Here is an 18959-nt window from a genome sequence, read left to right on the forward strand (position 1 = left end):
CCGGGTGGGGCCGCTCACACCTCCGCGGAGTCCCCCGGCACCAGGCGCAGGTGCTCCGAGCCGCCCAGGCCGCCGATCTGGCGGTCGTAGATCGGTCGGGCCAGGTCGGTGAGCAGGGCGTCGTGGATGTCGTAGGCGCGCTGGGGCTTGACCTCGCGGACGTAGTCGATGACCTCGGAGATCTTGTTCCAGGGGGCCATGACCGGGAGCATCAGCGTCTCGACCGGCTGGTCGGGCACGGTGAGGGCGTCGCCGGGGTGGAAGACGCGGCCGCCGTCGATGAGGTAGCCGACGTTGGTGATGCGCGGGATGTCGGGGTGGATCACGGCGTGCAGTTCGCCGTGGACCTGGACGTCGAAGCCGGCCGCGGTGAAGGTGTCGCCGTGGCCGACGGTGTGGACACGGCCCGGGAACGCCGCCGAGATCTGCTCCGCGACGGCCTTGAGCGTCCAGATCTCGGCGGCCGGGTTGGCCTCCAGGGCCGCCCGCAGGCGCGTCTCGTCGAAGTGGTCGGGGTGCTCGTGCGTGACGAGGATCGCATCCGCGCCGACCGCTGCGTCCTCCTCACTGAATCCCCCGGGGTCGAGGACGAGCGTGCGCCCGTCCTTCTGGAGGCGGACGCAGGCATGCGACTTCTTCGTGAGCTTCATGGCACCATCCTGCCCCCGGGGCCGGTTCACGATCGCCCTCGTAGCGGTCACGCGGTGGGCGTGGTCACTCCGTGGGAGTGGTCTCCTCCCTTATGACCTGCTGGGCGACCTTGAACGCGCTGTTCGCCGCCGGTACGCCGCAGTAGACGGCCGCCTGGAGCAGTACTTCCTTGATCTCGTCGGGGGTGAGGCCGTTGCGCAGGGCGGCGCGGGTGTGGAAGGCGAGTTCTTCCATGTGGCCGCCCGCGACCAGGGTGGCGAGGGTGACACAGCTGCGGGAGCGCCGGTCGAGACCGGGTCTGTCCCAGATCTCACCCCAGGCATAGCGGGTGATGAACTCCTGGAAGTCCCCGGAGAACTCGTCCGCCTGTGCCAGCGCCCGGTCGACGTGCGCGTCACCGAGCACCTCGCGACGGACCTTGATCCCGGCGTCGTACGGGTCCGGCCGTCCCGTCGCCTGCGGCTGTACGACGGCAGCGGCGATCTCGGCGATGGGCGCGGGCTGCGGAGGCGCGGCGGCCAGGACCGGCTTGACGGGGGCGGCGACGATGGCCATCTGGCCGGTGGAGGAGTCGTAGGCCGGCTGCCAGGCGGTGGTGAAGTGCCGGACCAGCAGGTCGGTGACGGCGGCGGGCTGCTCGACCGGGACGAGGTGGGAGGCGCCGGGCACGACGGCGAGCCGGGCGTCCGGTATGCCGGCGACGAGGGTGCGTGCCTCCGCGGGGCCGGTGACCTGGTCGTCCGAGCCGACGAGAACGAGCGTGGGCACGGTGACGCCGCCGAGCTGGGGCCGTACGTCGAAGGAGGCGAGCGCCTCGCAGGCGGCGATGTAGCAGCCCGGGTCGGTGGTGCGCACCATCTGCACGGCCCACTCGGTGATGGCGGGCTGGGCGGCGGCGAAGCCGGTGGTGAACCAGCGGTCCGGCGAAGTGCGGGCGATGGGGTCGAGGCCGTTCGTGCGCACGATCACGCCCCGCTGCCGGAACTCGTCGGCCGTGCCGAAGCGGGGTGAGGCGGCGATCAACGCGAGCGAGGCGACGCGCTCCGGGTGGCGCAGGGCGAGTTCGATGCCGAGCGCGCCGCCCAGCGCACAGCCGGCGTAGCCGAAGCGCTGAACGCCCAGGCGGTCGAGGGTGGCCAGCAGCCGTTCGGCGAGCTCGGCGACGGAGCCCGCCGGGTACGCGGGTGCTCCGCCGTGCCCCGGCAGATCGAACCGGAAGACGCGCCAGTGCTGCGTCAGCTCGGGGACCTGCCGGTCCCACATGTGCCACGTGGTACCCAGGGAGGGACCCAGGATCAGGACTGGGGCGTCTTCTGGCCCGTCAAAGCGGTATTGCAGGGTGTTCGGTGGTGTCTCGCTCACCCGTCTGAGCCTCTCATCTGTCACGCCAGCCCCTATGAGCGGGGTGCTGGCCGTAGCTGTTTGACGAGGTGGAAGACCTCCCGGGCAGCGTAGCGTTTGAGGCAGCGGACGATTTCGCGCCGGGACTTGCCCTCCTTGATCCGGCGCTCGTAGGAGTCCTGGGTGCGCGGGTCGACCCGAAGACGGGTGAAAACGATGCGGTGGAGCGCGGCACTGGCCTGCCGGTCGTCGCCGCGGTTGAGGCGACCGCGAAGAAGCCGGCCGCGCCCGCCGCGTAGATCGCCGCCGGGACCGCCACGAACGTATAGGCCGTGTAGACGTCACCGCCGAGCAGGAACCAGGTGATCCAGGTCCCGAACGACCGGCCGCCCAGGCCCCATTCGTCTCACGAAGAAGAAGATGAAGACGGCGAGTGCCACGCCGTTCACGCCGTTGGGCATGGCTGCTCCCGTGCGGGGACGAAGGATTTCAAGCGGGTGATGACGTGAGGGCCGGCCGGGCGCTTGCAGGTCAGCCCGCCACGGGAGCGGCCCAGGGCCTCATCTGAACGATGTTGAACAGGACGTCCGCGGCGGCGCGGGCGCGCAATCGTTGCAGTAGGCGGTGCGACGCTCAAGGCCAGCCAGATCATTGCCGCGTAGCCGGTTCATGCGCCGGCGGACGAAGGACTTGATGTCGGTGAGACGTGTCCGGGCCATCTCGAGGTCCGGGATGGATGGACGCCAGTTCGTCGGGGCCAAGTTTGGGGACCAGCTCGGCGTCCAGCATCACCCGGTGTATCCGTGGAGGACCGAGCGGTCACCGGCTTGTCGAGCTCGTAGACCACGACCATGTCGCTCATGGCTCTACCTGGGTAGCCCCGGGGGCGAACCGCCTGCAGCCTCGCGCCGGATGTGATCGGCTGGCGGGCTCATCCGCGTGACCCACCTCTGTTGCGGCCAACAGGGGCAGTGGAGGTTCATTCCCGGCGCCGTGAAGTACTCCGCCTTGGCCAGGAACGTGATGCGCCGTTTCAGCACTGCGGGCATGAGGAGGGGATCCGCGAAGGACAGGTGGTTCCCGCCGACGATCGCCGCGCCCTCTGCCGGAACATGGTCGAGCCCCCCGGCCCTCGGCGGGAACAGGCAGCCGCAGCAGCGGCCCAGGAAGGACGTGCTCGAGCGCGTACGGCGGCTCCCCACTGCCCAATCACGTCTGGTTGGCCCGCGCGGCCCTCACCGACGCCCCGCCCTCTAGCCTGATGCAGCGGAGGCGAGGCTCAGTGGCGTGGTCGTATAATTCCTAAACTTCTTGGTGCACGTCTTCCGACAGGTGCCGGGATCCCCTTGCAAGGAATTCCTTCACCTATCCCCTTGTATGTGAATATTCCCAATCCTACGGTTAGTGATACTTATGCTTTTCCATTAGGACACTGTCATGCCGCAGGACCCACAGGCGCCTCAGTGGCCCGAGCCTGACTCACCTGCCCCGAAGAAAATGCGCCGCCTCACCAAGATCCTGCTGGGGATCGCCGCGACGCTCATTCTCATCATCATTGCCGCAGCCCTCGGGTCCTCCGGCGGAGACGGCGGAGGCGCCAAACCGCCGCCAGCCAGGGAGGCCCCCGAGGAGACCTCTCCGCCGAACGAACCCGCCCCTCAAGGGGGAGGGGCGGAAAGGGAAGAGAGCGAGACCGCGCCCCCGAGCGAGACTCCTCCAGCCGCCGAGAGTCCGAGCGTCACGGGCCATGTGATCGAGCGCATCGTCGACGGTGACACCATCGAAGTCCGCGGCGACGGCGGAATCCTCCCCAGGGGCCAGACCGCCACAGTCCGCCTCCTGGAAATCGACGCCCCGGAGGTGGGGACCTGCTACAGCGAAGAATCGTCCGCCCGTATCGCGGAACTACTGCCCGTGGGCTCCAGCGTGCGCGTCGAACGCGACAAGGACCTCAAAGACCAGTACGACCGCTATCTGCTGTACGTGTGGAACGACCACGAGGAGTTCGTGAACCACTCCCTGGTGAGCACCGGGCACGCCGAGGCGGTTCTCTACCAGCCCAACGACAAGTACTGGCAGAAGATCTCCCAGGCCGGCAGCGACGCCAAGGACACTGGGGAAGGGCTGTGGTCTGCCTGCGGCAAGGAGACAGAGACTCCGGAGCCGACCGCTCCGGAAGATCCCTATCTCCCGGCGCCGCCGCCCGACCTGGACTGCTCCGACCTTGACGGACCTGTCCCGGTCGGACCCGGCGACCCCCACCGTCTCGACCGAGACGGTGACGGCATCGGCTGCGAGAGCAACTAATTCGACGAGAGGAGACGGCACGCCGAGCCGACGAGCGCACAGCGGCCCAAGCGGCCGCCGAAGCGGAATGGGTCCGACTGACCAGCGGCGACCCGGTCACCGTCATCGCGGCCCTGGAAGCGGCCTTCGAGGACAACATCTCCCCAGCGGCACCCATAGACAGCACCGGTACCGCGGCAACGGTGGTCGTCGCCTTCCCGCCACCGGCGGTGGTGCCGGAGCGCAAGCAGGCGACCACCCCATCCGGTAAGCCGACCCTGCACAAACGCACGAAAGCAGAGCGGAACAGCCTGTATGTACGCGCGCTGGCCTCCACCGTCCTGGCAACCGTCAAGGAGACTCTGGCCGCGGCGCCCAGCGTCAAGGAAGTGACCATCCTGGTCGTCCGGCAGGACCCCGACACCCACAAACCGGAGGACTACCTCGCCGCGATCTACGCCGGCCGGTTCACTCGAGAGCGGCTGGCCACCCTCAACTGGAACCAGGTGGATCCTGTCGCCGAACTGCTCCTCGCACCCGGTGCGATGCTTTGTCGGCGGCGACAAGCTGGCGATGTGCTCCCGCTTGATCTCGCCGCTGAACCGGAGCTCGCTGCGGTCGTCGCACAACTACGCGCCGACTTGTAGACGTTCCGTGCACTCGGGCGCTGCGAACCCAGACTGTGCGACAACGCCCCTCATTGTCAGGTCCCTCACACGTCGAGGGCGGTCAGCTGCACCAGGACCTGCATGATGGCGGCGAGGATGCCGTGTGCGACGACCACGGGCATGGGCAGGTGCCGTTCAGTGCGCGCCGCCTCGTCTGCGGCAGCCGTGCTGGCGGTACACAGGGATCCAGTGCGCTGGATGTATTGCCCCGGAGCGTTGTTCACGCGGCTGATGGGTGGCTGGCTTCCGAGTGCGGTGTGGCAGCGATGGTGGTTGTAGACGTGGAGGAAGTCTGCAAGGGCGGCGGAGCGTTCGGTGTTGCTGTAGGGCTGCAGGTAGGCCCAATTCGTCGAGCAGCACCACGTGGTCGCGGGTCTCGCGGTACCCGCGGAAGCTGCGTTGTGCGAGCGTCTCGTGCTCGGTCTCGGCCGCGATCGACGTCTCGGTCACGGACGTGCGGTACTCACCCTGCCAGGAGACTGTGCGCAACGCGTGGTGAACCTGGGCCACGGGATCGACCAGATCACGGCGGCGCAGAAGACGGCGGTCACGAACGATTGGTGAAGTCACGACCAGCACGACGCCGACGCCGAACAGCCCCGTGAAGCCCCACCGGACCAGGCTCGTGATCAATCAGGGCCAGCACAGTACGGCGCGGCGGCCCGTCAGGGGCCGCCCGTGGATGACAGGTGGCTTGCAAAGGGACCTGAGGGGTTTTTTCAAGCGGCTCTGCGTGAGGGCGAGTTGCGCATAGCGTTGGGGCAGGGCAGTCCCGAGCACGTCTCATCACGTTCGTCACGCTGCAGGTCCTGGAAACTCGGCCGGGACGCTCGGCGACGGTGAGGGGCGCTCGCGCAGGTGATGCTCTCTGCAGTGGCCGGTGTCAGTGCCTTCGCGGGCCGGCGCCTCGGCGCCGCCGAGCAGCGTAGGCAGCTGCCGCTGCGAGGGAGGTGCAGGCCAGGGCTGCGCCCAGAGCCCATTCGTAGTCGGCGGGGCCGGTGCTGCCACCGACGCCGCCCTGGACGCCGCGGCTGGGGACAGGGGTGGCCGCCGTCGTGCTGGTGGTGCTTCTGCGGGGCAGGACCTCGCAGGCGATGCCGTCGTCCGGCCCCTGGTCCTCGTCCAGCCGGTGGGGGTCGCTGCGGTCTCGGTTCAGCTCTGCCTGGGCGTCTTCCTGGAAGGCGAAGTCGCGGCAGTCCAGATCGGGTTGGGCATGTGCCAGGCCGGCCAAGGGGCCGGTGGCGAGGGCAACCGCCACTGCGGCGGTGAACGCGGTGCGTATCCGCATGGGTCATTCCCTTCGGCCGGTGGCCTGCACGATCGTCACCGCGACCCTATGGAGATGACCCGGGCCCCGCGCGTGCTGTTAGGCCGAACGGGCACGGATCGGCGTGCGCCCGGGACAGAACACGGGGCGGCCGCCGTCGGGCGGCCGATCAGGTCCGGTGCTGTACTGAAAAGGCAGAATCTCTCTGCCCTGGGAGGGCGCCATGTGCCCCCGCCTCACCCTGATCCGGACGCCTGGCGTCGCCGGGTCGCAGCACACGCGCCCAGGGCGCCCCAGGCGCCTGAAACACCCTGGATCTGCTGGAGCAGATGCTCCCAGGTTCCGTCGGCCGACCACAGCCGGTGGCGTTCATAGACGATCTTCCAGGGCCCGAACCGTTCCGGCAGGTCACGCCACTGCACGCCGGTCCGCACCCGGTGCAGAATCCCGTCGATCACCTGCCGATGGTCCCGCCACCTGCCACAACGCCTGTTACGGTCAGGCAGGAACGACCGCAGCCGTTCCCACTCCGCATCACTCAGATCACCCCGCCCCATGACAGGAAGAACGATCCGAACACAGACGGGTCGCAAGATCACAAGAACTGCGATTCCTACTCCGTGACGAACGGTGCGTATCCAACCGGGACCTCGCTCACCTGAAGGTCAGAGAAGAGCAAGGTCAGGTTGTGCGCATTGGTCTCAATGCGCACCTCGTGGAAGTCGATCCCGAGGGTCTTCGACCAGCGTCGGGTCGCCTCCGACTCGGGAAGGAGCTTCGCTCCCGGATAAAGGCAGTGCCACTTCACTCCCCAGACGTATCCGTCGAGGTCAACACCGGGTTCGTGGTCGATGAGCCGGTCGTCCAAAGACACCCGCCAAGTCTCCGCCGGCACTGACGTCTCGCACCGCGCCTCAACGCAGTACCTGAAGAGGTAGCGCAGGTGGGACGGCGTGATGCCGGTACGGGGATCAGCCGTCGCGTAGACGATGACCTCGTAGTCGCGCATGTAGTTGGTGTATCCGTGGTGCACAACAGCGTGATCGAAGGTCTCGTCCAGCATCTGTTCAAGTACGGCGGTATCCATGCCGCCCTTCTACCTCACTCGGCGAGACCTTCGACAACGAGATTCGCGGGTGTCGGCCGCCGTTGCCTCAGAGATCGCCCGGACAAGTCCTAGTAGCTGATGGTCTTGACGCGGTGGAAGATGCGGGTGCCGGTGCTGTCGTAGACATGGACGCCGTCACCCTGCATGACCTTGTGGAAGTGGTAGGCGCCGCCGTCCTGGTACTTGGTGGTGTCGCCCCGGTGGAGTTCCACGAACCCGAAGAGGCCGGCGCTCTTGTAGCGCACGGTCGAGCCGACCCAGGCGAGCCGGTCGTCGGCCTTGCTCCAGGTGGTATCCCCGACCATGCCGTCGGCGGCGAGCCCGCGGCTCTGCTGCCACTTGATGGTGGCCGCCTTGGTCTTGGGTCCGAAGTCCCCGTCGACATCCTGGAAGTCCAGGTAGTGCTCGGCGACCAGGATGGCCTGCCAGAGCACGACGATGTCGGTGCTCGACGACTCCCCACAGCCGTAGCACAGCGAGTTGCCGAGCTCCTCGAAGTGGTCGCCGAAGTCGTCGGTGAGGGCGCCGTCACCGTCGACGAACGTGGTCCCGTAGGAACCGGAGTTGCTCGCGTAGGCCGCCTGCGCCGAGCTCATGGGAAGTACGGTCGCGATCGCCGCGCTCAGCGCGACGAGACCCAGCTTCCACCCTCTGCGGTTCATGTGTCTCCCTCGGATCGGATCCTGCTGTGCTCGCTGCGCACAGGATCGACCAGAGTGACGCCGAGGTGACCCTGCATCTTTCGAGGTTGCCCAAGCCCCCCTCCCGAGTGAGGGTCTGGCAGCGGGGCTTCGTGCGCGCCCCTCTGGTCTCGAAACGAACCCAATGGGGGACATATCGCATGGAAGATCCCAATGTGCTCGCGGCCCAGCAATGGGTGAACGCGACCTACGACGGCGTGGCCAAGGGCTACGTCCGCTGCGCCCAGGACGGCAGCACCGGATGGGAGACGGTACTCAGCCTCACCCAGGGCCTCCAGCACGAACTGGGCATCTCGCCGACCGTGCGGAACTTCGGTCCCGGCACCTTCAGCGCACTCGAGGCGCGCGGCGGCATCCGTCCCTCCGAGAGCAACGCCAATCTGGTCCGCATCATCAACTACGCGCTGTGGTGCAAGGGGTACCGCGGCGCTTCACCGGCAAGTCAGTGGACCGCGACGACCACCGATTCGATGAACGACTTGATCGGCGAGGCCGGTCTGGCGTCGTCCGCGACCATCTCCAATATCCCCACCAGGCCCCTTGTGCAGTTCATCAAGGCGCTCATGCGCATGGACCAGTTCCGGCTCGTCCCCGGCGGCACGGAGGAGATCCGGAAGTTCCAGCAGCATCTGAACCAGATCTACGTGTACGACGAGGCCATCACCACCATGGACCTCGCTCCATGCGACGGCGTCTACTCGCGTGATGTGCAGCAGGCCGTGATGAAGGCCCTCCAGTTCGAGATCGGCATCCCACGGTCGGAGATCGGCGGGTACTTCGGCTCGAACACCAAGGCGAAGCTCAAGGAGCAGCCCACACTGAGCGTGGGCAGCAGCGGCAACCTGGTCCATCTGTTCACGGCCCTGTGTGTCTTCAACTCGCCGGTCGTCGAAGGCGAGGGCGAGACCACGACGCGTATCCGCAGCGACTACATCGACCATACGGAGACGTTCGTCCGGGCCTTCCAGAGGTTCAGCCAGATCACCGTGACCGGCAAGTCGAACTTCGACACCTGGGCGCAGCTCCTCGTCTCCACCGGCAACGAGCTCCGCACCACTACCGCAAGCGACCAGGCAGCGCCGCTCACCTTCGCCCGGGCGCAGGCGCTCAGTAACGCCGGGTTCCAGGTCGTGGGCCGTTACCTCGACGAACATCTCGACCCGAGCGATGAGCACTACCTGGGCAAGGCGCTCACCAGTGCCGAGCTGGGCGACATCATCCGCGGTGGCCTGCGCGTGTTCCCGATCTTCCAGTGGAACGGCACGACGAAGGCCAACTTCACCTACGCCAAGGGATTCGAGCAAGGCGATGTGGCCGAGACCAGGGCACGGGAGTTCGGTTTCGGCCAGGGCACCTGCATCTATTTCGCCGTGGACTTCGACGCGACGGGGTCGGACATGGACGCGGTCCTCGACTACTTCCGTGGCGTGCGCGCGGCCCTGGGCCGGACGAACCGCTACACCTACGGCGTCTACGGCTCCCGGAACGTGTGCATCAACGTCACCCACCGCGTCGGAGCCACCTGGTCGTTCGTATCCGGCCTCTCCTGGGGATTCTCCGGCAACCTCGGCTACCCGCTGCCCGCGAACTGGTCGTTCAACCAGATCCGCAACGGCACGTTCAGCTACGGCAGCGGCAGTTTCGGCGAAGCCTGGGAGATCGACCGGAATGTGTGGCGCCGCTTCTCCGACCCGGGCACGGCCGTCCTCAATCCCGTGCAGTCGCCCGCACAGGATTTCATCGACCTCGTCCAGCGCCTTTACACGGCCGCCCTGGAGTACAACGCGGGGGCCGACCCCGCCAAACTCGTCTGCCAGTTCTTCCGGCAGGTTGAGTACAACTCCTTCGACTGGAGGGTGGCCCTGGAAGCTGTCGACCAGGGATGGATAGCGAAATTGGCGGAGCAGGGGCTGACCCTCACCGGCAGAAGGAGCTTCACCGATCCGGTGACCGGGACCTCCGTCGGTACGGAGCACCTCATGGCAACCCTGGAGATGTGCCTTGAGTACTCCTCGACCACCGACCTCGTGACACTGGGGGACGGTGGTGGCTGGGGCGGTGACCTCGTGACGTTCTACATGGACTGGCGCGAGGCCAAGGCCCAGTACCCGAACCCCATGCTCTTCGCCCAGGACTACCTCGGCAAGCGTGACGCCGCGTCCACCTTCTCCAACGATCAGTGGATTCAGGACGCCGACGGGTTCAACATCATGCGGCTCATGAAGACGGAGTCGCTCAATCTCCCCACAGCGGTCGCCCGTTACTACGGGACCGACAGTCCGGGAGCTGGCGACCGGGTCTGCCAGCGGCGCTACTCGCTGTTCTACGCCGACCGTTTCGACAGCGACAGTTCGACGACGCAGACCCTCGCCAGGAATCTGATCCTGGGTGAGAACTGCGACGCCGCGCTGATCGCGGGGACATGGCTACTGAGAAGCAAAGAAAGCCTCGACCCAGCGGACCAACCGGACAACATCGGACCGAACCTGCTCAGCAGTTTCGTGCTCGCCTACGCGTGGGAACTCGAGGAACGCGCCGATGCCGAGAAGGGCATATGACATGGCACTGACACGACGAGCCGTACTCCTTTCCGCCGGCGCTCTGGGCGCGGGCGCCGCACTGAGCGGCGTCCTCACCGGACCCGCGACCGCGGCCGAGCCCGGGCCCGCGACCGACAGCAAGTGGACCGCACGGCGCAGCGACAACGGCTGGGCCATCGACCCGGACGCCCTCGACTCGTTCCGTGTCGAGGGCTCCCCCGCCACCGTTCGCCTGCACCGTGCGGCGTCGGCGGTCCTCCTGCACGTCGCGAGACGCTGGCACTACGAGGTGGTGCCGCTGCACAGCTCCCGGGACGTCCAGGGACACCGCACCGACCGTGCCGTACGGGCCGCGTACGAGTCGAACTACCTCTCCGGCAGTGCGATCGCTCTGCTCGGGGCGGGCGACGGCCTGTGGCCGCACCAGGAGGCGATCGTCCGCGACATCCTGGCCGACTGCGGCGGCGTGGTGCGCTGGGGCGCGGACCTCTCCCCCGCCGCCGCGTGCCACTTCCAGATCGACGTCGGGCCGGATGCCAAACCCTTCACGCAGCTCACGAAGGCCCTCCGCGACGGCGCCGTGCACCACAACGGCCCGCGCCCCGGCGCGGTGGACGACCCGGCCGCGCCGAAACGCCGCGCCGAAGCGCGCCGCCTGGCCAGGGCTCAGAGCAAGAACTGACAACTGTCGTCCTGCGCTCGAGACGATGGAAGTTCGGCCTCGGTCTTCTCGCCGCTGGTCTGGTCGACGACTGATCGCCACCCCGGCACAGGCCGTACCCGCCAACTCAGGTGGGCAGGACCTCGTACGTGTGCGGCGCCGGGGGCCTCACCGACTACTTCGGTGACCGCTTCCCGGAGGTCTGCCACTGCCTGCACGATGGATGCGCTGACCCCAGCACCGACATCATGCTGCTGTGGCAGGCCATCCGACTGGCGTTGGACTTTGCGGGAGCGAGGGATACGTCCCGTGGTCGCGAAGAGTTCCCGTGTCACATGGTGTGCATCGGCCGTAGGAGTCGTGTCGTCGCCGCGTCCTTGCTCCGGGTCCTCGAGAGAGGAGAACCGAGTGCAACGGTGCCCACGACAGACACTGAAGCCGACGTGCTCAGAAGCCCCGCCGGGTCGCACCTGCGGGGCTTCTCGTCGCACCCTGCTCTCACACGCCTATCACCGGCTGCGTCGACTCCCTCGGACCAGAATGCCCTGACCTGGCATAACGCGCTCCTCTTGGGCCGACCTGGACGCCCACGGACAGTCTCTACAACCTGTGCCACGTGGTACCCAGGGAGGGACCCAGGATCAGGTCTGGGGCGTCTTCTGGCCCGTCAAAGCGGTATTGCAGGGTGTTCGGTGGTGTCTCGCTCACCCGTCCGAGCCTCTCATCTGTCACGACAGCCCTCCCAGCGCCTGGCCGCCGCCGGGCGGGCCCTCCCGGCCGGATCGGCCGGGTGAACTCCGTCCCCGGCTCTTAGGAGCCGGAGGTGAGCCGGGGACATGACGGCCTGGCAGTAGGCGTTGTCACCCGGGCCGTGGACACCACCGTTGAAGGTGACCCGGTACGGGCGGTTCGGCGCGAAACGGCGGGCGGTGGCGAAGCCGACCGCGTCCTCGTTGTGTACGGGGTCGGCGCGGGACCAAGCCGGTGGACCGCGGCGGTGGACCGCCCTCGACGGCCTCAGCTCCTGCCTGAGCGGCGTCACTTTGCAGGAAGTGAGCCCGCAGCTATCCTCATATTCAACAATGCGACTAGGTGCCTAGTTGTTCAGCGATGGCCGTGTGCCACTTCCATCAGCAGCGTTGACGAGAGGCGGTCGGCCCCGTGTCGAGCAGTGGGTATCTGCGCTATGTCGCCCTGGGCGACAGCCATACCGAGGGGCTCGGGGACGGCGACGACGTCCGTGGTCTTCGGGGCTGGGCGGACCGGCTCGCCGAGGAGGTCGCCCGCCACAGCCCCGGCCTGCTCTACGCCAACCTCGCGGTGCGCGGCCGTAAGGCCGGTCAGGTGCGCGCCGAGCAACTGGCGCCGGCTCTCGCGATGCGGCCCGACCTCGCCACCGTGGTGGCTGGGGTCAACGATGCGTTGCGCCCGGGCTGCGACCTCGACGAGGTGGCCGGCCATGTCGAGGCGATGTTCGCCGCCCTCACGGCGCAGGGCGCCACCGTCGCGACCCTCATGTTTCCCGATGTCGGGCGTATCACGCCGTTGGCCCGCCCGATCGGTCACCGTGTTCTCGCACTCAACGCGCGCATCCGGGAGGCCGCCGACCGCCACGGCGTGGTGGTGGCGGAGACGGCCGCGCACGCGGCGGCGACCGATCCGCGGTTGTGGAGTGCTGACCGGCTGCACGCCGGCCCGCTGGGACACGCGCGCATCGCGGCTGCCGCGGCCCAGGCGCTCGGTCTGCCGGGCAGCGACGACAAGTGGACCCTCCCCCTTCCGGCCGAGGGGACAGACATCTCTGTCTGGAGGACCGTGGGTGCCGAACTGCGCTGGGCCGGCACCTTCCTCGGCCCTTGGATCGGCCGCCGCCTGCGTGGCCGCTCCTCCGGCGACGGCCGTCGGGCCAAGCGGCCGGCGCTGCTTCCGGTGGCCGCGCCCGCCGGGGACACCTCCCCATCAGTGTGATGCTCTGGCTTGCGACGACGCCGGCGGCTCCTCGTGCTGAACCGCTCTTCACCGGACGGGAGCCGGAAATGAGTGACATCCATCCCGCCGACAAGGAACCGCAGCCGGTCCTCGCTCGGACACAGACCGACGACCCCTGAGGGGCCGGGCTGCTCACGACCGCCAGCTAATAACTTTGTTGACGAACTGTATGGGTGGAACCGCCGCAGTCAGCCGTCGGCCCGGAGCGCGGCCGTGCGCTGTTCGAGCCTGCGCAGCGCCATGTCCCCCCACTGGAGGTTCTCCCGCTCGAACGACATCCCGCGCAGCAGGGTGAGATACGGGCCGATGCGCTCGGCCTCGGCGAAGTACGCCTCCTCGGAGCGCCCGTCGAGCAGGCGCTGCCGGAGCCGCTCGTAGCGGGCCAGCTTGGCGGTGGCCCACTCCATGCGCTCGGTGATGGCGGTCCGGACCGCTTCCATGTCGCCCGCGTCCAGGCACTGCACCTTGACAAGCAACTCGTCCCGGATCACCGCCGGTTTAACCAAGGGCTGGGCGGTGTAGGCGTGGACGGCCTTCCGCCCGGCCTCCGTCAAGGAGAACAGTCGCTTGTTGGGGCGGCGCTTCTGCTCGACGACGCGGGCCGTGACGAGTCCTTCGGCCTCCATGCGATCCAGCTCCCGGTAGAGCTGCTGAGGCGTCGACATCCAGAAGTTGGCGACCGTCGCATCGAACGCCTTCGCGAGGTCGTACCCGGACGCCTCGCCCTCCAACAGCGCGGCCATCAGCGCGTTCCGCAAAGCCATGGACGCACGCTAGCAGATTAATCAACAACGTGACTAATAGTTCACCCTCCCCTGTAGACAAGTCCTAACGGTGCCCTCTACTCTCCATCACACCTATTCATCTTTTTGAATATCTGAGGCGGGCTCATGCATCCCTTCCGTAAGGCCGTCGAGAGCCGCGACCTGGACGCTGTGGCCGCTCTGCTGGCCGACGACGTCGTCTTCACCAGCCCCGTCGCCTTCAAGCCGTACCCGGGCAAGGCGATCACCGCGGCGATCCTGCGCGGCGTGCTCCGGGTCTTCGAGGACTTCACCTACATCCGTGAGATCGCCAATTCCGACGGCCGCGATCACGCCTTCGTCTTCACCGCCACCGTCGCCGGCAAGCAGATCCAGGGCTGCGACTTCCTGCACTTCGACGACGACGGGAAGATCGACGAGTTCACGGTGATGGTGCGCCCGCTCTCCGCCGCCCAGGCGCTCGGCGAGGCCATGGGCGCCCAGTTCGAGCGGATCGCCCGAGAGGCCGCCGAACAGTAACCACGACGACGGACTTCGACGCGGTGGTCATCGGCGCGGGCAACGCCGGACTGACCGCCGCCACCCTCCAACGCGCGGGACTGCGCACCCTCCTCGCGGAGCGCCACAACGTTCCCGGCGGCTGCGCCACCTGCTTTCGACGAGGCCGCTTCGAGTTCGAGACGGCGCTGCACCAGCTGTCCGGAGTCGGCCTGGAGGTCCAGCCGTACACGCTGCGCTGGCTGTTCGAGAAGCTGGGCGTCGCTGACTCACTGGAGTTCGTCCAGGAGCACGACCTGTACCGCGCCGTGGTACCCGGCCGGCACGATGTGACCCTGCCCGCCGACCGGGCCGGCGCCGTGGACGCCCTGGAGGAGGCCTTCCCCAGCAACCGCGCCCGCGTCGAGCCTTTCTTCGCGTTCGCCAGGGACGTGACGGAGCCGTCACGGCACACGACCTCGACGCCCGGATGCTCGCGCAGCCAAGCTTCCAGCTTGTCGGCGGTGCGGTCGGGCAGCACGTCGATCCGCTCATAGGTCTCGGCGTCGATCACCACGGTGGCAAAGCGGTGCCGCCGGCGCAGAGCGAAGTCGTCGACGCCCCTCACGCGGGGCGTCCGCCCGGTGGGCAACGGGATGCGCAGCAGGGCGCGCAGGGCCGTGTGGCGAGCAGGCCCGCCGCGAGTATCGTCAGCAAACGAGATCCCGCCCGGCCGCCAACTCCTTCACCACAGACTTGACTTACCTGGTCAGACGGGCCGTGCGTCGCTGGTGACGCTCAAACACTCCGGGCATCTGCTCGCGGAAGGGCTGCCGGCAGTCGCGCGTGGAACACACCAGGCGCCGCACCCGCACACGGACGTCGAGGACGGCTGCCCGTCCGCCGCCTCTGCTTGAGGGCGTTGCGCCGCTCGGGGCGGTTGAGCAGCAGCCACCGCACGGTGCCGCGTTGCTCGACGAGCAGAGGTTCGGTGTCGGTCAACGTGGCTCCAGGGGCGGCGAGTTCGGTGCGCCGGCGGTTGCGCTCGTGCCCCCTTGACCCAGGCCCTCGGTGCCGTACTCGACCGGATGGCCGCTGCCTCCGGATCCGGCCGCGTCATCTCAGGCCGATCGAGTGGAACCTGGTCGGTCCGCTGACCGAGGAATCTTCACCGCGGCGTTTGCCGAGTGGCAGGCGCCCGTGGGAGGTCATCGCCTCCGCCGCAGGATGCCTGCCGCCCTTCGACCGAGCCGACATGGCTACTTCGGCGCCCTTGCCACCGGAGCAACGGATCGGCGGGCTCCCCCATCGCTCCCGGTCAGGCTGGAGGCACCACGGGCAGGACGATGCGGGACGGCCGGGCGGGGTCGTGGAAGACCTGCTGCCGGGCCACTCGGGCCGTGGTCGCGTTCTCCTCGGGTTCGCCCGTGTTGAGGTTGCGGTCCCAGCGGGGGAAGTTGCTGGAGGTGACCTGGACCCGTATCCGGTGCCCCGCGCGGAAGACGATGCTGGTCGACCACAGGTCCACGACGTGTTCGGCCGCCTCGCCCAAGGTCGCCGCGCGCACCCGCACGATGCCGTCGGCCACATTGCGGGAGACACCGTTCTCGTCTACGTCGCACAGGCGTGCCACCCAGTCGGTCGAGGGTCCGTCCGTGGCGGCGAAGAGCACCGCCCGGACGCGGCCGGTCACCTCGACGTCCTCGGTGAGCGGTTCGGTGGTGAAGACCAGGACGTCCTCGCGCGCCTCCACGGCCGTCTGGTCGAGCGGCCCGGGACGGAACTCGTCGGACATCAGGAGCGCGCCGCCGGTCGTGGGCACCGGGTCCATGGGGTCGTAGGTGAACTCCTCGGCCCGCTCGGCCGTGGACGGCGGCTCCTGCGTCAGGCGTCCGTCGGCGCGCAGGTGGAAATCCGTGTCCACCGCCCGCGACAGGGGCCATTCCGTCTCCTCGCGCCACTGGTTGATACCCATGACGAACAGCAGCACCCTGCCCGTGTCCGGATCCAGGGCCTCGCCGTCGCCGAGCGTGCGCTGGAACCAGTCGAGCTGGAGGCCGTGCAGGGGTCCGCGCATGCCCATGAAGGCGGAGTTCGCGCCGAACCCGAAGTTGACGTCGCCGATGACGTGCTGCTGGTTGGTGTGGCCCCACGGGCCCATGATCAGCGTGACGGACCGGCCGGCGCTGCGCATGGCGGCGAAGTTGTCGAGCGTGCCCTGGGCGAAGATGTCGTACCAGCCGCCGACCTGGAAGGTGGGCAGGTCAACCTCGTCGTGCCTGCCCGCGACACGGCAGGACGTCGCCCAGCCGGGCTCCCGCCGGGAACGCTCGTAGCCCAGCTCGGGCAGGTCGTGCCGGGCGAACGCGGGAAACCGCCCGGCGGGCAGTTCGCCGTAGCCGCCGTCGGCCAGGCCGTCGAGATCCTGCACGAGCCTGCCGAGACTGCCGCCGAGCATGGCCGGGTCGGTGCTGTGACGGCGCATCAGCGCGTCGGCGCCCATCATGAGGGACCAGGGCGCGGTGATGCCGAGTTCGATCGCGCCGTCGCGCGTCCACAGTCCGTCGTCCGGGTCGGACCACGTGACCATCGGCGCGATCGCCTTCAGCTCCGGCGGCTTGGACAGCGCCGCCATCCACTGGGTGTTGCCGAAGTAGCTGGCGCCGATCATGCCGACGGAGCCGTTCGCTCCGGGAAGGGCAGCGGCCCACCGTACGGTGTCGTACCCGTCGCTCTCCTCGTACGTCCAAGGCTCCCACTCCCCCTCGGAGGCGAACCGGCCGCGGGTGTCCTGGAGGACCACCATGAAGCCACGCCGAGCCGCCGCCAGGGGATCGAGGAGGGCGATCGCCAGGGCCATCTGCTTGCCGTACGGCAGTCGGCTCAGCAGCACCGGCCACGGCCCCGTGCCCCCGGGCCGGTAGACATCGGCGCGCAGCACGGTGCCGTCACGCATCTCGGCCGGAACATCGAACTCGATCTGAATCTCTGCCACGCGCTGCTCCTTTGCACGCCACGACGCTGTCAGGCACATGGTCGAACCTGGCCCCGTCCCGCACTACACCCGAACGGGGGTGACTAAGGCGCTCTCGGGGCGGTCAGGCCACCGCGTTCAGCAGGTCGGCCAGCAGGTCGGGCCGTTCCAGGGCGATGAAGTGGCCGGTCCTGGGGACCTGCGTGAAATCGGCGGCCGGCACAGTCCTCCTCGCCGTAGACGAGGTGGACGGGCGCCTTGACCTCGGGGTAGCGCGAGCGGGCGGCGATGAGGTTGGGCAGGTTCTGGTACACGGCCCTCGCGACGGTCGAGGCATGGGGGACAACTCGTCCATCCCTGAGATGCAGGCCGGTGGCCGAGGTGAGCGCGTCGATCGTGGCGGTGCCGAACAGCTCGCGCACCGCAAAGCCGGCGGGGGTGCGGAAGGAGGCGCTCGGCGTGCTTGCCGGCCTCGGAGCCGACCATGTCGTGGCGGGGCACAAGCGTCCCGGCCGGCCCGACTCCCCGGGCATCCTCGCCGAGACCCGCGCCTACCTCGATGACTTCGAGGACCGCGTCGCGCGCACCGCGTCCACTGAGGAGCTCTACCGAGCGATGCTGGAGCTCCATCCGGACCGGGTCAACCCGGGGGCCCTGTGGGGCTCGGCCCGTTCGGTGAAGGGCTGACGCGACACGCCTCCTTCGGCCCCGTGCCACTGTGGCCTGCACCATGCGTCCGGCTCACAGCCGATCACCGACCCGTGGTACGCGCAGGGCCGCGCTGTTCACTCGCTGCTTCAGCGCGCGTTCGCTCTCTTCGATGGCCGGCCCGGTGAAGTAATACTCCCTGGTGCGGCGGGGGGCGAAGCGTACCCGGGTCTGCGCGATCCGGTGCAGGGCCGCGTCGGCCCGCCGATCACCGCCGCGGTCGAGCCGACGGTACTGCCGACGGGCCCGAGAAACGCTCGACTGGAGTACCGGCCTTGTCCGCCAGGCCGACGGACCCTGTCGGGCACGTTCCCCGACCACCCCGTCCGGCGTCCGGGCTGACGGGTGACGGGCGGTTCGGTCTCTGCCAAGACCGTATGGCCCGTACCCTTCGTGGTATCTACGGCGTCACATAGCGGGCGCCAAACCACTGGAGGCAATACCTCGTGCTGATCGCTCAGCGTCCGTCACTGACCGAAGAGGTCGTCGACGAGTTCCGCTCCCGGTTCGTGATCGAGCCGCTGGAGCCGGGCTTCGGCTACACCCTCGGCAACTCCCTCCGCCGTACGCTCCTGTCCTCGATCCCGGGTGCGGCAGTCACGTCCGTCCGTATCGACGGCGTGCTGCACGAGTTCACCACCGTGCCGGGCGTCAAGGAGGACGTCACCGACCTGATCCTCAACATCAAGCAGCTGGTCGTGAGCAGCGAGCAGGACGAGCCTGTGGTGATGTACCTGCGCAAGCAGGGCCCGGGTCTGGTCACCGCCGCCGACATCGCGCCGCCGGCCGGTGTCGAGGTGCACAACCCCGACCTCGTCCTCGCC

The 18959-nt window shown here is 68.4% G+C and carries 17 protein-coding genes and 8 pseudogenes; 9 read left to right on the plus strand and 16 right to left on the minus strand.

What is annotated here, in order from left to right; genetic code table 11:
- Window positions 1-14 precede the first annotated feature (14 nt).
- From ADK36_RS14140 to ADK36_RS14155, 5 genes and pseudogenes are all read right to left on the minus strand, one after another.
- The gene (locus ADK36_RS14140) at window positions 15-650 is read right to left on the minus strand and encodes an MBL fold metallo-hydrolase (RefSeq protein ID WP_048579508.1); all 636 of its coding nucleotides are present in this window, start codon (window positions 648-650) and stop codon (window positions 15-17) included.
- Between the two features lie 64 nt (window positions 651-714).
- Window positions 715-2013, minus strand: coding sequence for a 4-carboxymuconolactone decarboxylase (pcaC, locus tag ADK36_RS14145; protein ID WP_053197710.1), 1299 nt, complete (start codon window positions 2011-2013; stop codon window positions 715-717).
- A 32-nt stretch (window positions 2014-2045) separates the two neighbouring features.
- A pseudogene (locus ADK36_RS51425) lies at window positions 2046-2276 on the minus strand (IS110 family transposase); the annotation flags it as partial.
- Window positions 2249-2453 (minus strand): annotated as a pseudogene (locus ADK36_RS46185) (sodium:solute symporter); the annotation flags it as partial. The pseudogenes ADK36_RS51425 and ADK36_RS46185, both read right to left, overlap by 28 nt.
- A 519-nt stretch (window positions 2454-2972) precedes the next feature.
- A pseudogene (locus ADK36_RS14155) lies at window positions 2973-3201 on the minus strand (lysophospholipid acyltransferase family protein); the annotation flags it as partial.
- 288 nt (window positions 3202-3489) lie between these two features.
- Here ADK36_RS14155 and ADK36_RS14160 point away from each other — a divergent pair.
- Entirely contained in the window at window positions 3490-4299 is an 810-nt protein-coding gene (locus tag ADK36_RS14160; protein ID WP_234329760.1) for a thermonuclease family protein, read from the plus strand.
- A gap of 182 nt (window positions 4300-4481) precedes the next feature.
- Window positions 4482-4925 carry a hypothetical protein gene (locus tag ADK36_RS14165; protein ID WP_048581815.1) on the plus strand — a complete coding sequence of 148 codons (444 nt, stop codon included), beginning with the start codon at window positions 4482-4484 and terminating at the stop codon, window positions 4923-4925.
- 65 nt (window positions 4926-4990) lie between these two features.
- Here the strand turns inward: ADK36_RS14165 and ADK36_RS49485 are convergent, their stop codons facing one another.
- The 6 genes and pseudogenes from ADK36_RS49485 to ADK36_RS14190 form a co-directional block, all read right to left on the minus strand.
- Entirely contained in the window at window positions 4991-5170 is a 180-nt protein-coding gene (locus tag ADK36_RS49485) for a hypothetical protein (protein ID WP_048581814.1), read from the minus strand.
- Window positions 5144-5290: pseudogene (locus tag ADK36_RS47890) on the minus strand (IS481 family transposase); the annotation flags it as partial. The pseudogene ADK36_RS47890 and the gene ADK36_RS49485, both read right to left, overlap by 27 nt.
- Window positions 5291-5829: 539 nt before the next feature.
- Window positions 5830-6234 (minus strand): hypothetical protein, encoded by a 405-nt coding sequence (locus ADK36_RS14175; RefSeq protein WP_048581813.1) that lies wholly within the window; start codon window positions 6232-6234, stop codon window positions 5830-5832.
- 215 nt (window positions 6235-6449) lie between these two features.
- Window positions 6450-6770 carry a transposase gene (locus ADK36_RS14180; protein ID WP_107086858.1) on the minus strand — a complete coding sequence of 107 codons (321 nt, stop codon included), beginning with the start codon at window positions 6768-6770 and terminating at the stop codon, window positions 6450-6452.
- Between the two features lie 56 nt (window positions 6771-6826).
- A complete protein-coding gene (locus ADK36_RS14185; protein ID WP_048581812.1) occupies window positions 6827-7300 on the minus strand; it encodes a hypothetical protein in 474 nt (157 codons plus the stop codon).
- A gap of 89 nt (window positions 7301-7389) precedes the next feature.
- Complete coding sequence (locus ADK36_RS14190; protein ID WP_048581811.1) at window positions 7390-7983, minus strand: peptidoglycan-binding domain-containing protein; 594 nt, start codon at window positions 7981-7983, stop codon at window positions 7390-7392.
- 179 nt (window positions 7984-8162) lie between these two features.
- On the opposite strand from ADK36_RS14190, the gene ADK36_RS14195 reads away from it, so the two are divergent.
- Both ADK36_RS14195 and ADK36_RS14200 read left to right on the plus strand, forming a co-directional pair.
- On the plus strand, window positions 8163-10580 hold the full coding sequence (locus ADK36_RS14195; protein ID WP_107086859.1) for a glycoside hydrolase domain-containing protein: 2418 nt from the start codon (window positions 8163-8165) through the stop codon (window positions 10578-10580).
- Between the two features lies 1 nt (window position 10581).
- Window positions 10582-11244 (plus strand): hypothetical protein, encoded by a 663-nt coding sequence (locus ADK36_RS14200; RefSeq protein WP_048581809.1) that lies wholly within the window; start codon window positions 10582-10584, stop codon window positions 11242-11244.
- A gap of 588 nt (window positions 11245-11832) precedes the next feature.
- On the opposite strand, the pseudogene ADK36_RS51430 reads toward ADK36_RS14200, so the two are convergent.
- A pseudogene (locus ADK36_RS51430) lies at window positions 11833-11955 on the minus strand (alpha/beta fold hydrolase); the annotation flags it as partial.
- Between the two features lie 429 nt (window positions 11956-12384).
- On the opposite strand from ADK36_RS51430, the gene ADK36_RS14205 reads away from it, so the two are divergent.
- Entirely contained in the window at window positions 12385-13191 is an 807-nt protein-coding gene (locus ADK36_RS14205) for an SGNH/GDSL hydrolase family protein (protein WP_053197720.1), read from the plus strand.
- A 209-nt stretch (window positions 13192-13400) separates the two neighbouring features.
- Here ADK36_RS14205 and ADK36_RS14210 read toward each other — a convergent pair whose 3' ends face one another.
- Window positions 13401-13976, minus strand: coding sequence for a PadR family transcriptional regulator (locus ADK36_RS14210; RefSeq protein ID WP_053197722.1), 576 nt, complete (start codon window positions 13974-13976; stop codon window positions 13401-13403).
- A 126-nt stretch (window positions 13977-14102) separates the two neighbouring features.
- On the opposite strand from ADK36_RS14210, the gene ADK36_RS14215 reads away from it, so the two are divergent.
- Both ADK36_RS14215 and ADK36_RS14220 read left to right on the plus strand, forming a co-directional pair.
- Entirely contained in the window at window positions 14103-14495 is a 393-nt protein-coding gene (locus ADK36_RS14215; RefSeq protein ID WP_053197724.1) for a nuclear transport factor 2 family protein, read from the plus strand.
- Window positions 14496-14518: 23 nt separating this feature from the next.
- Window positions 14519-15010, plus strand: a complete 492-nt coding sequence (locus ADK36_RS14220) for a phytoene desaturase family protein (RefSeq protein WP_053197727.1) — start codon at window positions 14519-14521, stop codon at window positions 15008-15010.
- Here the strand turns inward: ADK36_RS14220 and ADK36_RS46190 are convergent.
- The 3 genes and pseudogenes from ADK36_RS46190 to ADK36_RS51210 form a co-directional block, all read right to left on the minus strand.
- A pseudogene (locus ADK36_RS46190) lies at window positions 14905-15355 on the minus strand (transposase); the annotation flags it as partial. The gene ADK36_RS14220 and the pseudogene ADK36_RS46190 overlap by 106 nt on opposite strands.
- A 416-nt stretch (window positions 15356-15771) precedes the next feature.
- On the minus strand, window positions 15772-17448 hold the full coding sequence (locus ADK36_RS14225) for a CocE/NonD family hydrolase (RefSeq protein WP_053197728.1): 1677 nt from the start codon (window positions 17446-17448) through the stop codon (window positions 15772-15774).
- Window positions 17449-17551: 103 nt separating this feature from the next.
- A pseudogene (locus ADK36_RS51210) lies at window positions 17552-17768 on the minus strand (alpha/beta fold hydrolase); the annotation flags it as partial.
- A gap of 31 nt (window positions 17769-17799) precedes the next feature.
- Between ADK36_RS51210 and ADK36_RS14230 the strand changes: the two are divergent.
- A complete protein-coding gene (locus ADK36_RS14230) occupies window positions 17800-18114 on the plus strand; it encodes a hypothetical protein (protein WP_053197731.1) in 315 nt (104 codons plus the stop codon).
- 467 nt (window positions 18115-18581) lie between these two features.
- Window positions 18582-18959: pseudogene (locus tag ADK36_RS14235) on the plus strand (DNA-directed RNA polymerase subunit alpha); the annotation flags it as partial.

The sequence above is a fragment of the Streptomyces viridochromogenes genome (genome assembly GCF_001270495.1).
Taxonomy (GTDB): domain Bacteria; phylum Actinomycetota; class Actinomycetes; order Streptomycetales; family Streptomycetaceae; genus Streptomyces; species Streptomyces viridochromogenes_A.

What these genes read in the sequence shown, in the direction of transcription:
- ADK36_RS14190 (WP_048581811.1), bottom strand. Translation starts at nt 7,983, where the DNA reads ATGAACCGCAGAGGGTGGAAGCTGGGTCTCGTCGCGCTGAGCGCGGCG.
- ADK36_RS14200 (WP_048581809.1), top strand. Translation starts at nt 10,582, where the DNA reads ATGGCACTGACACGACGAGCCGTACTCCTTTCCGCCGGCGCTCTGGGC.
- ADK36_RS14210 (WP_053197722.1), bottom strand. Translation starts at nt 13,976, where the DNA reads ATGGCTTTGCGGAACGCGCTGATGGCCGCGCTGTTGGAGGGCGAGGCG.
- ADK36_RS14140 (WP_048579508.1), bottom strand. Translation starts at nt 650, where the DNA reads ATGAAGCTCACGAAGAAGTCGCATGCCTGCGTCCGCCTCCAGAAGGAC.
- ADK36_RS14160 (WP_234329760.1), top strand. Translation starts at nt 3,490, where the DNA reads ATGCGCCGCCTCACCAAGATCCTGCTGGGGATCGCCGCGACGCTCATT.
- ADK36_RS14185 (WP_048581812.1), bottom strand. Translation starts at nt 7,300, where the DNA reads ATGGATACCGCCGTACTTGAACAGATGCTGGACGAGACCTTCGATCAC.
- ADK36_RS14195 (WP_107086859.1), top strand. Translation starts at nt 8,163, where the DNA reads ATGGAAGATCCCAATGTGCTCGCGGCCCAGCAATGGGTGAACGCGACC.
- ADK36_RS14175 (WP_048581813.1), bottom strand. Translation starts at nt 6,234, where the DNA reads ATGCGGATACGCACCGCGTTCACCGCCGCAGTGGCGGTTGCCCTCGCC.
- ADK36_RS14180 (WP_107086858.1), bottom strand. Translation starts at nt 6,770, where the DNA reads ATGGGGCGGGGTGATCTGAGTGATGCGGAGTGGGAACGGCTGCGGTCG.
- ADK36_RS14215 (WP_053197724.1), top strand. Translation starts at nt 14,103, where the DNA reads ATGCATCCCTTCCGTAAGGCCGTCGAGAGCCGCGACCTGGACGCTGTG.